Source organism: Methylobacterium sp. WL103 (assembly GCF_008039885.1).
GTDB classification, from domain to species: Bacteria; Pseudomonadota; Alphaproteobacteria; order Rhizobiales; family Beijerinckiaceae; genus Methylobacterium; species Methylobacterium cerastii.
On record NZ_VRUX01000073.1, the window covers coordinates 1 to 12,694 of the forward strand.

Sequence of the window (12,694 nt, forward strand, 5' to 3'; positions counted from 1 at the left end):
GCGCGAACGGCTCGTGGCGCTGCTGGCCAAGGCCGAGGCCCCGTCGGACGGCCGCCTGCGCGGGCGTCGCACCACCATGCTCACCGATTCCGACCTCGCCGCGACCCGCCACGCCCGCGGCTTCGTCGGCGGGGTGCTCGCCGGCCTCGTCGGCCATGCCGAACTCTACGTCTCGGGCGGCGCCGAGCATCAGGGGCCGGATGGCGGCGGCCCCGTCGCGATCATCGCCCACGCGCCGTGAGAGGCCGCCCATGACGTCGCCAGCCCCGGTCCCGACGCCCGTCCCGCCGCGCGCCATCGGCGTCGAGACCGTCGGCATGACGAAGCGCTTCGGCGCCTTCGCCGCCCTCGACGACGTGTCGATGAAGATCGCGGCCGGCGGCTTCCACGCGCTGCTCGGCGAGAACGGCGCCGGCAAGTCGACCTTGGTGAAGTGCGTGATGGGCTTCTACGCCCCGAGCGCCGGCACGGTGCTGGTCGACGGACGCGAAGCCGAGATCACCAACCCGAAGGGCGCGCAGGGGCGCGGACTCGGCATGGTCTACCAGCACTTCACGCTGGTGCCCTCGCTCACCGGAGCCGAGAACCTCGTCATCAGCCGCGCCGACGCGCCCTCCGTGATCGCCTGGGGCCGCGAGCGCGCGCGGCTCTCCGCCTTCATGGCCGGCATGCCGTTCCGGCTGAACCTCGACCGGCCGGTGGCGGAGCTGGCGGCGGGCGAGAAGCAGAAGCTCGAGATCGTCAAGCAGCTCTATCACGAAGCCCGCTTCCTGATCCTCGACGAGCCGACCTCGGTCCTGACGCCGGCCGAGGCCGAGGAGGTGCTGGGGCTGCTCCGCGCGATGACCGATCGCGGCGACCTCACCGTGCTCATGATCAGCCACAAGTTCCGCGAGGTCGAGACCTTCGCCCGGAGCCTGAGCGTGCTCCGGCGCGGGAAGCTCGTGGGCGGCGGCGCGGTCGGCGAACTCTCCCGCGACGACATGGCGGCGATGATGATGGGCGAGCGCAAGGTGCGCGTGCCGGCCGCCCGCGTCGGCGCGCCCGACGAAACCCGCGAGGTCCTGCGCATCGCGGGCGTCACCGCCACCGACGCCTCGGGCCTGCGCCACATCGCGATCGACGCGCTCAGCGTTCGCGCCCGCGAGGTCGTCGGCATCGCCGGCGTCTCGGGCAACGGCCAGAAGGAGCTGGCCGACGTGCTCGGCGGGCAGGTCCGCGCCACCGGCGGCCGGGTGGTGGTGGCCGGCGCGCCCTATGCCGGCACCCGCGCCGAGAGCCGCGCGCGAAAAGTCCGGTTCATCCCGGAGGAGCCGCTGCGCAACGCCTGCGCGCCGCGGATGTCGGTGGTCGAGAACCTGGGCTTTCGCGCCTTCGACCGGCGCGGCGACGACCCCACGGCCAAGCCGACCTTCTGGCTCGACCGGGGGGCGATGGCCCGGCGCGGACGCGACCTGATCGAGCGGTTCAAGGTGAAGACCGCCTCCTCGGAGGCGCCGATCGCCACCCTGTCCGGCGGCAACGTGCAGCGGGCGGTGCTCGCCCGCGAGCTGACCGACCCGGTCGACCTCCTGATCGTGGTCAACCCGTGCTTCGGCCTCGATTTCTCCGCCGTCTCGGAGATCCGCAACCGGATCGTGGCCGCGCGCAACGCCGGCGCCGCGGTGCTGCTGATCAGCGAAGACCTCGACGAGATCCTGGAGCTGTCCGACCGCATCGTGGTGATGTCGGAGGGCCGCCTCGTCTACGAGACGCCGGCCGCCACCGCCGAGGTGGCCACAATCGGCCGCCACATGGCCGGGCATCACTGAGGTCGGGAGTCCGACAGGGACTGGGTGTCCGGCCACAAGCCCCTCGGGATCGAGGGGGCGCGTAGCTGCGCGCGAAGGAATCCTTCAGCGATCGCGCGACAGCGAGGTGTTCGGATGCCGGCGCTTCGTGGAACGGGCCGAAGGCTGACGCCCGACTGCATCCCTCGCGCGTGACGGTCTCGTGCGGGTGCCGCATCGCGACATCGCGACCGGAGCAAAGGCGCCGGATCCGAGTTCCCTTCCGTCGAGACGGCGCCGCGCCTGCATCCGGGCCGAATTCCGGCAGGATGCGAACAGCTCGATTCGGAAGGACGCATGGCGCAGGGCACGGATCTCACCGGCGAAGCGTGGACGCTCGCGAGCTTCACCGCGGCGATCCATCGGGGCGGCGTCGGCCTCTGGGCGTGGTCGCCGGAGCGGCGCCTCGCCCAGCTCGACGAACTCTGCCGCGCGTTCTGGGAGACGACGGAGCCGGTGGTCGGCATCGACGCCCTCTTCGCGCGGGTGAACGCCGAGGACCGCCCGGCGATGATGCGCGATTGGGCGGCGAGCGCCGTCGACCCGCACGCCTACAGCTTCGACTTCCGCATCGGCGAGGGCGCCGACGCGCGCTGGATCTCGGCGCGCGGCGTCGGCGGCGAGGCCGGCCGGGTCGGCGAATGGGTCCAGGCCATCTTCCTCGACATCACCGACCGCAAGCGCGCCGAGGAGGCCGAGCGGCTGCTGACCGCCGAGCTCGCCCACCGCGTCTCGAACATGTTCACGGTCGCCCGCGCGCTCACCGCCATCGTCGCAAGGGAGGCGACCTCGACGCCGAACTTCGCCGAGGACCTGTCGCAGCGCTTCGGCGTGCTGCACGAGGCGACCGCCCTGGCGATGCGCGCCAGTGGGGCCGACCAGGGCGACGTGCGCCTGCGCGACCTCGCCGAGCGCATCCTGGCGCCGTACCTGCGCGGCGCCGACATCACCGTGGACGTGGCGGACGCGGTCGTGGCGCCGCGCGACAAGGTCAACGACTATGCGATGATCTTCCACGAGCTCGCCACCAACTCCGCCAAGTACGGCGCGCTGGCGGGCGGCGGCACCCTCGACCTCGTGGCGCGGTTCGCCGACGACGTGCTGACGCTGGACTGGACCGAGGCCGGCGCGGCGTCCGGGACCACCAAGGCCGACGGCACCGGGTTCGGCTCGCGCCTTCTCAAGCAGACGATCGAGCGCAGCCTCGCCGGCCGCTTCGAGCGCACCATCGACGCCGCCGGGCTGCATTTCCGGATGGTGGTCCCGGCCCGGTGACGGGCCGGCGGCCGCGCCGCGCTCACCTCGCGACCGAACACGAAGGAGGGCGCCCGACTCGCGTCGGGCGCCCTCGATCGATGAACCGCTGCGGACGGGCGATGCCCGCCCGCGCGTCCGTTCGTCAGTAGCCGTAGGCCGGGTAGCCGTAGCCGTAGGCCGGGGCGTAACCGTAGGCCGGCGCGTAGCCGTAGCCGCCGTAATAGCCGACCGGGCGGCCGTAGCCGTATCCGCCGTAACCACCATAGCCGCCGTAGGAATTCGCGACGATCGCGCCGGCTGCGAGGCCGGCGATGCCGAGGCCGATGGCCGCGCCCGGGCCGATGCCGCGGCGGTAGCCGTAGCCGCGTCCGTATCCGCCGTAGCCACGGTATCCGCCGTAGCCGCCGCGGAAGCCGACGCCACGATAGCCGTAGCCGCCGTGACCGTAGCCACCGTGACCGTAGCCGCCGCCGTAACCCCAGCCGCGGGCCTCGGCGGGCGCCGACGCCAGCAGGCCGAGGCCGAGCAGCGCGGTGGAAGCGAGTGCGAGCTTGCGCATTCGAGTTCTCCTGTCGTGATGCGTATGGGACCTAAAACACCTTCGGCCCGATCGCGTTCCAACAGGGGATGATCGTTCGCTGCGTCGCAGCGTCCGGCGATGGAAATCCGACGCTGGGTGCCAAGGCTTCCTGCTCCTTCTCGGATGGTCCGGCGTGGAGGCCGGGCATCGGTTTCCGACCGCTCGGGATCGGCCTGCGGCGACCGTCCGCGATGCCCCCTGCGCCCCCCGCGTTGACCGGACGCGATCGCCTGACGCATGAAGGCCGGCGGCATCACGGGCGTCCGGACGGGCGCTCCGCCGTCGCCGCGGACCGTTCGCGAACGGGTGTTCCGGAGGCGGCGAGCCTCCCGGAACATGTCCCTGGAAATGGACGGCATGGACGACGAGATCGAGCGCCTGCGCAGCGAGAACCGGAGACTCGAGGCCGAAGTCGCGCGCCTGCGCGAGCGCAACGCCGCGCATGTGCGCCTGCCACAGGAGGGCCAGCGCACCTCCGGGGCGGACGTCGACCTGCTGTTCACGGCGGCGGAGAAGACCCGCATGCCGCAGATCGTCACCGACCCGAACCTGCCGGACAACCCGATCGTCTTCGCCAACCGGGCGTTCCAGGTCCTGTGCGGCTACTCGGCCGAGGAGCTGATCGGCCGCAACTGCCGCTTCCTGCAGGGGCCGGACACCGACCCGTCCGACATCGCCAAGGTGCGCGACGCCATCGCCGCGCGGCGCGACGTGGTCGTCGAGATCCTGAACTACCGCCGCGACGGCTCGACCTTCCGCAACGAGCTCTACGTCAGCCCGGTCTTCACCCCCGAGGGCCACCTGCGCTACTTCTTCGCGAGCCAGCTCGACGTCACCCGGTTCCGCACCGAGGAGGGCATGCTCGCCGAGAGCGAGGCGCGCTACCGCACCCTGTTCAACGCGCTCGACGCCGGCTTCTGCGTGATCGAGCTGCGGTTCGACGCCGACGGCCGCGCGGTCGACTACCGCTTCGTCGAGGCCAACCCCGCCTTCTCGCGCCACACCGGCCTCGACGACGTGGTCGGCAAGTGGGTGAGCGAGGTGGTGCCCGACCTCGAGCGGAGCTGGCTCGACACCTACGGAAAGGTCGCCCTGACCGGCCGGGCCGTCCGCTTCGAGAGCGGGGTCGTCGCGCTCGGCCGCTGGTTCGAGGTCCAGGCCCTGCGCATCGGCGATCCCGTGCAGCACCGCGTCGCCCTGTTGTTCAACGACGTGACCGACCGGCAGAAGGCCGAGAGCGTCCTGCGCGACACCGCCCGCGACCGGACCACGGAGCGCGACCTGGTCTGGCGGGCCAGCCGCGACCTCCTCGTGGTCTGCGGCTTCGACGGCCTCTACCGCTCGGTCAACCCGGCCTGGAACGGGATGCTGGGCTGGTCCGCCTTCGAGCTCGTGCGCACCTCGTTCAGCGACTACGTCCACCCCGAGGACAAGGCGGCCGCCTCCGTCGCCTTCGAGCAGCTGCGCGCCGGCCAGGTGCTGGACAGCCTCGACGTGCGCATGCTCACCGCCGACGGCGGCTACCGCTGGGTGTCGTGGAACGCGATCCCGCAGGAGGACCACTTCTACGCCGCCGGCCGCGACGTCACCGAGCGCCGCGCCCTGGAGGAGCAGCTGCGCCAGTCGCAGAAGCTCGAGGCGGTCGGCCAGCTCACCGGCGGCGTCGCGCACGACTTCAACAACCTGCTGACGGTGATCCGGTCCTCGACCGACCTGCTCAAGCGCCCCGACCTGCCGGAGGAGCGCCGCCAGCGCTACATCGGCGCGATCTCCGACACGGTCACCCGCGCCGCCAAGCTCACCGGGCAGCTGCTCGCCTTCGCCCGGCGCCAGTCCCTGACCCCGGAGGTGTTCGACGTCGGCCGCAGCGTCGCCTCGGTCGCCGACATGGTCGGCACGCTCACCGGCGCCCGCATCCGCGTGGTCACCGACGTCGCCGCCAACCGCGACGGGCGCGGCAACGAGGTGCCCTACCTGATCGACGCCGACCCGAGCCAGTTCGACACCGCGCTCGTCAACATGGCCATCAACGCCCGGGACGCGATGGACGGGGAGGGCCGCCTCGACATCAACGTCCGTCGCGCCTCCGCCATCCCGGCGGTGCGCGCCCATCCCCGCGTCGCCGGCGACTTAGTCGCCGTCACGGTCCGCGACACCGGCACCGGCATCGCGACCGCCGACCTCGACCGGATCTTCGAGCCCTTCTACACCACCAAGGGCGTCGGCCAGGGCACCGGGCTCGGCCTGTCGCAGGTGTTCGGCTTCGCCAAGCAGTCGGGCGGCGAGGTCGTGGTCGAGAGCACGCTGGGCGAGGGCACGACCTTCACCCTGTACCTGCCCCGCGAGGTCGGGCGCTCGGTGGCGGCCGAGGACGACGGCGAGCCCGAGCCCCTGGCCGACGGGCACGGCACCCGCGTCCTCGTGGTCGAGGACAACCAGGAGGTCGGCTCCTTCGCCACCCAGGCCCTGCGCGAGCTCGGCTACGAGACCGTGTGGGCGATGAGCGCGGAGGAGGCCCTGACGGTGCTCTCCGCGTCCCCGCGCTTCGACGTGGTGTTCTCCGACGTGGTGATGCCGGGGATGAACGGCATCGACATGGCGCGGGAGATCCGCCACCGCCAAGCCGGCCTGCCGGTCGTGCTCGCCTCCGGCTACAGCCACGTCATCGCCGAGCAGGGCACCCACGGCTTCCCGCTCCTGAAGAAGCCCTACTCGGTGGAGGACCTGTCCCGCACCCTGCGGCGGGCGGTCAACCGCGCCGGCGCGGCGGGGCCCTGATCCGTCCACCACGAGCCCCGCATGCCCCGCCGCATCCTGATCACCGGCGCCAGCGTCGCCGGCAACACCGCGGCGTGGTGGCTGGGGCGCTCCGGCTTCGACGTCACCGTCGTCGAGCGGGCGCCCGAATGCCGCGACCACGAACAACAAGATGGAACTGTCTGCTGCAATCGCCGGGCTGAATGGGCTACGCTCCGGCGCCTTCGTCAACATGCTCGGGGACAGCAAGTACGTGATCCAGGGCTTCTCGTAATGGCTCCCGAAATGGAAGCTCCGGGGACGGAAGGCAGCGGGCGGCAAGCCGGGGGCGAACGTTGAGCTGTGGCGCTTGCTGGAGATGGCGGTGGCGCGGCACGAGAGCGTGGCGTGGACGTGGGTGAAGGGCCACGCTGGGCATGAGCTGAACGAGCGCGTGGACAGGATCGCGAGCGGGCAAGCAAGAAGCTAGCGCTGAATCGGCAAGCGACAAATTTGTTATATCGATCAAGAATTATTTACGATAACCAATCCTTGCGCTTCTTCGAAGATTTTCGCTTGCGCCGCACTTTTCGATTTCCTAAATCAGGAGCGTATCTTGATATGTTTGGAGGATCGAATATGGTTCTTGGGTTAACTTCGTCGAGTATTTTCATTTCAGACTGCACTCGTTTTGCTAATAACTGATCTTCTTCTGTCCATTCGGCAAAATCGAAACTCATAAAATCCTCTGATCTCCCCGTTTTATTTTTGCCAGACTCAGTAACAATTCCATACACAAACCTGATGCTTGGATTTAAAGATTTGACGACATGAGCATAGGCTTGAAGCATGTTTTGCCTTGCAATTCGAAAGGCGTGTTGTGTTTGACTGGCAACTCGGGAGACGAGTAGAAACACAAACTTTCTGTCGTCATAGGTAGATGGTAGGACTATGCTGGTTCGCATATTGGGTGAAGTAGTTGAAATTTTTTGTAATATGGCATGAGCAAACATACTCCGAGCATTTCGTGACTCCGCAGCCATAAACCTCATATTTTCTTCGTGGGAATGAAACGTATATTCTCTACCGTATGCAAGAGTTCCCTCCTGAATGTGTGTAGAAGCATTTTCGATCAAGGTGTCAATTAAAAGACTGGCCCGCTTAATATCGTTTTGAACTCTATACAAATCACTACTTATAAATTCGTCCCACAAGCCTTCCAATAAAATAAGCGACGTATCAGCAAATTGCGGCAGATCTGGCAAATCAAACGAGGGAACCCCCTCCGTATAAATGTTACTCAAATAAAAACCTAGTAATTCTTCTTCGCCGTGACATATACCAACCCTCGAACTTAATAAAAACTTTTCTTTTTTATTAAGGTAATTGACGAAGTCATAGATAGTATTGAGTTCTCCCATTACGATATCTAAGGTTACGTCGTCAAAAATATGGACAAAACCCTTGGATGGATTTGGCTGACCAATCCTGAATGGGCCGAAAGGAGGCGACGTATTATAATGAAGACCCCCTATTATGGAAGGAATTAAAACTAGAATTCCACGACTTCCGCCCCCAAAATATTGTGCTGCTCGTTGGCCGGCACCTAAGGCGACAACGATACGGTGGAAGCGGATATTTTCAATTGTGGGTATGTTAATAGGGAACTTAGAAGTGCAGTTTTTGTCTAGATAGATTCTATGTGGATGTTTTCTGATCCATCGCTCTGCACCGTATATTTGCTCCGCGGACTTTTCAATCGCCCGTTTGTACCATCTGTTCCAATCTATCTGGATATCGTTCGAGGTTGGCACATCGCAAGACTTATCAGAAAATATGATTACATCTCGGCCGAATACCACTAATAGGTCGCATAACTCTTTACCTTGTGGATTTCGTGAATTTGCCCCGCGGTTAGTGAAAGGGTTTGCGTAACTCCAAAGGCTAAGAAAGGTGTTTCTGCAAATTCTTCCAAGGTACTGCTCTGATGGGGTAAGACCGCTCAATTTGTCTATCACGAATCACCATTTCAGTAATTTATTAAGGCGAATCTTGACGTGGAATATGCACGCCTTCAACCCTTGAGTTGTGTAGCTTCGCTATTTCTCTCGCAAGCACCACAAGTGGAAATCCCCGTACTGCCGGTTCTGGCTACCAGGAGCGTGGACGGCGATGGCCTCTACATACTGCTCCTCAACGCCAGCGGAGCGGCAGCACGTCATGAGTCGGTGACGGATGGCGTGAAGCACCTTCCCGAGCCCAGGTGCCTCCACGACCTTCCCAACCCATTCGGCCAGGTCGCAAGCTAGGTGTATTGTCGGAGGATGAGGTGTGACGGGTTGATCCTGAAGCGATCGGGCTCTTTCGTCCAGGCGTTGAGGATGAACTCGCTGCGTCCCGACCAGCACGGCACCACCCGCGCGATGCTGACCCTGCGCCAGCCCCCGGGCGGCGAGCAGGATTGGGACGCCGCCCGGCAGAAGGCCTACCTGCGCGAACGCTTCGCCGACGCCGGCTGGCAGGCCGCGCGCGTCCTGTCCGGCCTCGACGCCACCGCGGACTTCTACTTCGACGTGCTGCGCCAGGTGCGGATGCCGCGGTGGTCCGGCGGCCGCGTGGCGGTCACCGGAGACGCGGCCTGGTGCGCCACGCCGCTCGCCGGGATCGGCACGACGCTGGCCGTCGCCGGCGCCTACGTCCTCGCCGCGGAGCTGGCCGCCGCCGACGACGTCGCGGCAGCCTTCGCCGCCTACGAGCGCGCGATGCGCCCGATGGTCGAGGACGGGCAGGGCGTGCCGAAGATCGCGCCGAAGCTGATGAACCCGAACACCCGCCTCGGCATCCGCCTGCTCCACGGCGCCCTGCGCATCGCGAGCACCAAGCCCGCCCGCCGCCTGGCTGCGCGCTTCACCGCCGGCCGCGCCAAGGAGCCGGACCTGAGCCGGTATCCGGTGCCGGAGGTGTGACACGGCCTCCGCGCGATCGAAGCGGAGGCCGTCTCTTCCGCGCGATCAATATTCGAGGGCGATCTTGCCGAAGTGACCGCCGGCCTGCTGCAGGCGGAAGGCCTCGGCGATGTCGTCCAGCGCGAAGCTGCGGTCGATCACCGGACGCAGGCCCGTCGCCTCCAGGCCGCGGATCATCTGCTGCTGGAGGCGGCGGCTGCCGACGATCAGGCCCTGAAGCCTCTGCTGGCGTGCCATCAGCGCCGCGGTCGGCACCGGGCCGGCCGGCCCGGTGAGCACGCCGATCAGCGCGATGTGGCCGCCGACCCGTGCCGCCACGATCGACTCTGCGAGCGTGCCGGCACCGCCGACCTCGACCACGTGGTCGACGCCGCGCCCGCCGGTCAGGTCGCGCACCGCCATGCCCCAGTCGGGCCGGGTGCGATAGTTGACGAGGTGGTCCGCCCCGAGCCCGCGGGCGCGTTCCAGCTTCGCGTCGGAGGACGAGGTGGCGATGACGGTCGCCCCCATCGCCTGGGCGATCTGGAGCGCGAAGATCGACACGCCGCCGGTGCCGAGCACCAGCACGCTGTCGCCCGCCTTGAGACCGCCATTCGCCACCAGCGCCCGCCAGGCCGTCAGCCCAGCGGTGGTCAACGTCGCCGCCTCCGCGTGGCTGTAGCCGGCCGGCGCGCGGGTGAAGCCGCTGGCCGGCGCGACCACGACCTCGCGGGCGTAGCCGTCCACGCCGTCACCCGGCGTGGTCGAGAAGTCGGCGACCGTGGGCTCGCCGTCGATCCAGTGCGGGAAGAACGTCGAGACGACGCGGTCCCCCACCGACAGGTCGGCGACGCCCGCGCCCACGGCCTCGACGATCCCGGCGCCGTCGGACATCGGCACGCGCCCGGGGGCGGTCTTCATGCGCCCGGTGACGACGGCGAGGTCGTGGAAGTTGAGCGAGCTGGCGTGGATGCGCACGCGCACCTCGCCGGCCCCGGGCGCGCCGGGATCGAGGCCGTCGACGATCGAGAGCCCGTCGAGGCCGAGCGCGCCGCCACAGGCGATGGTCTTCATCGAAACGTTTTCCTTCTTCAGGCGGCCGGCAGGGCGTCGCGGACCGCCTGCGCCAGCGGGGTGGTCGGGCGGCCGATCAGCCGGGAGAGCTGGCGGCCGTCGTCGAACAACGCGCCCTGCGAGGCGTCGACGTCCCAGGCGGCGAGCCCTTCGGCGAAGGCGTCGGGGATGCCGGCGCCCTTGAGGATGCCGGCATAGGTGTCCTGCGGCAGGTTCTGGTAGGGGATCGCGCGCCCGGCCGCCTTCGACAGCTCGGCGGCGAGATCGGAAAGCGTCACGGCGTCGTCGCCGGCGAGCTCGTAGGTGCGGCCTTCATGACCCTGGCCGGTCAACACCGCGACCGCGGCGTCGGCGTAGTCGGCGCGTGACGCCAGGGACAGCTTGCCGTCGCCGGCGCTGCCGACGAAGGCGCCGTTGGCGAGCGCCGGCGGGATCGAGGCGGTGTAGTTCTCGACGTACCAGCCGTTGCGCAGGATCGTGGCGGGGATGCCGGACGCGGCCAGATCCGCCTCGGTCGCGCGATGCTCCTCGGCCAGGCTGATCGGCGAGCGGTCCGCGTGCAGGATGCTGGTGTAGACGATGCGCCCGACGCCGGCACGCTTGGCGGCCTCGATGACGTTGCGGTGCTGCACGGCGCGCTGGCCGACCTCGCTCGACGAGATCAGCAGCAGCGTCTCCACGCCCTCCAGGGCGGCGGCCATCGTGTCGGGCTTGGCGTAGTCGAAGGCGCGGGCGGCGACGCCGAGGCCGGCCGCCTTGTCGGGCGAGCGGACGAGCGCGACGACGGCGTCGGCGGGAACCTCGGCCTTCAGGCGCTCGATCACGAGGCGCCCGAGCTGGCCGGTGGCACCGGTCACGGCGATGGTCATGGGTGTACTCCGTCTTGGATCAGTTGGATCGGACGCGGGTCCGGCGTCGGCGGAGGTCATCCGGGAGGAGGCCCGGTTCGGGGGCGCCGCCTGTCGCAAGCCGGGATATGGACCTTGCCGTCCGATACGATAATCGACATTGTATGACGATCTGCTCGCACCAGGAGTACGAGGTCGTGGCCGATCGTCTGACCGGCATGGAGGTGTTCGTCCGCGTGGTCCGCCTCGGCGGCATCTCGGCCGCCGCGCGCGAGCTGCGCATGTCCGCGGCCATGGCGACGAAGCACATCGATGCGCTGGAGGCGCGGCTGGGGACCGCGCTGGTCCATCGCACGACGCGGCGGGTCTCGCCGACCGAGGCCGGCGCCGCCTACCTGGAACGGACCGAGCGCATCCTGGCCGAGATCGGCGAGGCGGAGGGCGAGGCGGCTTCGCGCGCCCTGGAGGTCGAGGGGCTGCTGCGGGTGAGCGCGCCCGCGACCTTCGGCGTCCTCCACCTCGCGCCGCTGCTACCCGCCTTCCATGCGCGCCATCCGCGGGTGACGGTCGAGTTCGGCTTCACCGACCGCTACGTCGATTTGCTCGAGGAGAAGTGGGACGTGGCGGTGCGCATCGGCCGGCTCGTCGACAGCAGCCTGGTCGCGCGCAAGCTCGCGCCGATGCGGATCGCGCTGTGCGGCGCACCCGGCTACCTGCGCGAACGGGGGACGCCCCGGATCCTCGCGGACCTCACCGCTCACGATTGCCTGGGCTACACCATCGTCTCGCAGGCCGGCACCTCGACCTGGAGCTTCGGGCGCGGCGGGGAGGTCGTCGTCCCGGTGCGCGGCAGCATGCACGCCAACAACGGGGAGGCGCTGGTCCGCGCCGCGGCGGCCGGCCAGGGCCTCGTCTACGGGCCGCGCTTCGTCGCCGCGGCCGAGCTGTCGCGGGGCGCGCTGGTCGAGATCGACCTCGACGTGCCGACCATGGATCTCGGCTGGGTGCAGGCCTTGACCCACCCCACCCGCCGCCCGGCCGCCAAGACCCGGGCCTGGGTCGCGTTCCTCGCCGAAACCATCCCCGCGATGGCGTCGGAGTGGTGAGGACAGGGCTTTCGAGCGATCGTTCGGACTTCCGACCAACCCGGCGGACCGGCCGTCGCGAAGGCTACAATCCGCAAGGTTCGCACGTGAGTGGCGATCCGACATCCGTCCGTGCAGCTGGGTCGCTCCCGCGTCGCCCCTAGGATGCCGGGATGCGCGTCGGCTCGCTCTCGCGAAAAACGCCCGCCTGCGGCACCAGGCGGAATCGGGTCCCCCAAGGGTCCTGAAGCACGAGCGCGCCGTCTTCCTCGTCCGGCGTCAGGCCGGCGTCCCGGCAGCGGTCGCGGACCGCCGCCAGCGTCGGGGCGTCGGCCAGCAG

10 protein-coding genes and 3 pseudogenes are annotated in these 12,694 nt (G+C 68.2%); 8 read left to right on the forward strand and 5 right to left on the reverse strand.

Annotated elements, in window-relative coordinates:
• From FV222_RS07345 to FV222_RS07355, 3 genes are all read left to right on the forward strand, one after another.
• Positions 1 to 241, forward strand: a 241-nt coding sequence (locus tag FV222_RS07345) for a ring-opening amidohydrolase (protein ID WP_281406874.1), incomplete at its 5' end; no start/stop codon positions are given.
• Between the two features lie 10 nt (positions 242 to 251).
• On the forward strand, positions 252 to 1,811 hold the full coding sequence (locus tag FV222_RS07350; RefSeq protein ID WP_147813668.1) for an ABC transporter ATP-binding protein: 1,560 nt from the start codon (positions 252 to 254) through the stop codon (positions 1,809 to 1,811).
• A gap of 315 nt (positions 1,812 to 2,126) precedes the next feature.
• The gene (locus FV222_RS07355; protein WP_147813670.1) at positions 2,127 to 3,104 is read left to right on the forward strand and encodes an HWE histidine kinase domain-containing protein; all 978 of its coding nucleotides are present in this window, start codon (positions 2,127 to 2,129) and stop codon (positions 3,102 to 3,104) included.
• A 124-nt stretch (positions 3,105 to 3,228) separates the two neighbouring features.
• Here FV222_RS07355 and FV222_RS07360 read toward each other — a convergent pair whose 3' ends face one another.
• Complete coding sequence (locus tag FV222_RS07360) at positions 3,229 to 3,645, reverse strand: hypothetical protein (protein ID WP_147813672.1); 417 nt, start codon at positions 3,643 to 3,645, stop codon at positions 3,229 to 3,231.
• 378 nt (positions 3,646 to 4,023) lie between these two features.
• Between FV222_RS07360 and FV222_RS07365 the strand changes: the two genes are divergently transcribed.
• The 3 genes and pseudogenes from FV222_RS07365 to FV222_RS07370 form a co-directional block, all read left to right on the forward strand.
• Positions 4,024 to 6,444, forward strand: a complete 2,421-nt coding sequence (locus tag FV222_RS07365) for a PAS domain S-box protein (protein WP_147813681.1) — start codon at positions 4,024 to 4,026, stop codon at positions 6,442 to 6,444.
• Positions 6,445 to 6,465: 21 nt separating this feature from the next.
• Positions 6,466 to 6,579, forward strand: a pseudogene (locus FV222_RS31980) (NAD(P)-binding protein); the annotation flags it as partial.
• Positions 6,563 to 6,892: pseudogene (locus FV222_RS07370) on the forward strand (ribonuclease H); the annotation flags it as partial. The pseudogenes FV222_RS31980 and FV222_RS07370, both read left to right, overlap by 17 nt.
• A gap of 46 nt (positions 6,893 to 6,938) precedes the next feature.
• Here the strand turns inward: FV222_RS07370 and FV222_RS07375 are convergent.
• Positions 6,939 to 8,216: a hypothetical protein gene (locus tag FV222_RS07375; RefSeq protein WP_187277249.1), complete on the reverse strand. Its 1,278-nt coding sequence runs from the start codon at positions 8,214 to 8,216 to the stop codon at positions 6,939 to 6,941.
• Between the two features lie 777 nt (positions 8,217 to 8,993).
• Between FV222_RS07375 and FV222_RS31020 the strand changes: the two genes are divergently transcribed.
• Positions 8,994 to 9,368: an FAD-dependent monooxygenase gene (locus FV222_RS31020; RefSeq protein WP_246685362.1), complete on the forward strand. Its 375-nt coding sequence runs from the start codon at positions 8,994 to 8,996 to the stop codon at positions 9,366 to 9,368.
• Between the two features lie 45 nt (positions 9,369 to 9,413).
• Here the strand turns inward: FV222_RS31020 and FV222_RS07385 are convergent, their stop codons facing one another.
• Both FV222_RS07385 and FV222_RS07390 read right to left on the reverse strand, forming a co-directional pair.
• A complete protein-coding gene (locus FV222_RS07385; protein WP_147813677.1) occupies positions 9,414 to 10,421 on the reverse strand; it encodes an NAD(P)-dependent alcohol dehydrogenase in 1,008 nt (335 codons plus the stop codon).
• Positions 10,422 to 10,438: 17 nt separating this feature from the next.
• Complete coding sequence (locus tag FV222_RS07390; RefSeq protein ID WP_147813679.1) at positions 10,439 to 11,290, reverse strand: SDR family oxidoreductase; 852 nt, start codon at positions 11,288 to 11,290, stop codon at positions 10,439 to 10,441.
• Positions 11,291 to 11,466: 176 nt separating this feature from the next.
• On the opposite strand from FV222_RS07390, the gene FV222_RS07395 reads away from it, so the two are divergent.
• Positions 11,467 to 12,375, forward strand: coding sequence for a LysR family transcriptional regulator (locus FV222_RS07395; RefSeq protein WP_147752129.1), 909 nt, complete (start codon positions 11,467 to 11,469; stop codon positions 12,373 to 12,375).
• A 139-nt stretch (positions 12,376 to 12,514) separates the two neighbouring features.
• Here the strand turns inward: FV222_RS07395 and FV222_RS29400 are convergent.
• Positions 12,515 to 12,694 (reverse strand): annotated as a pseudogene (locus FV222_RS29400) (hypothetical protein); the annotation flags it as partial.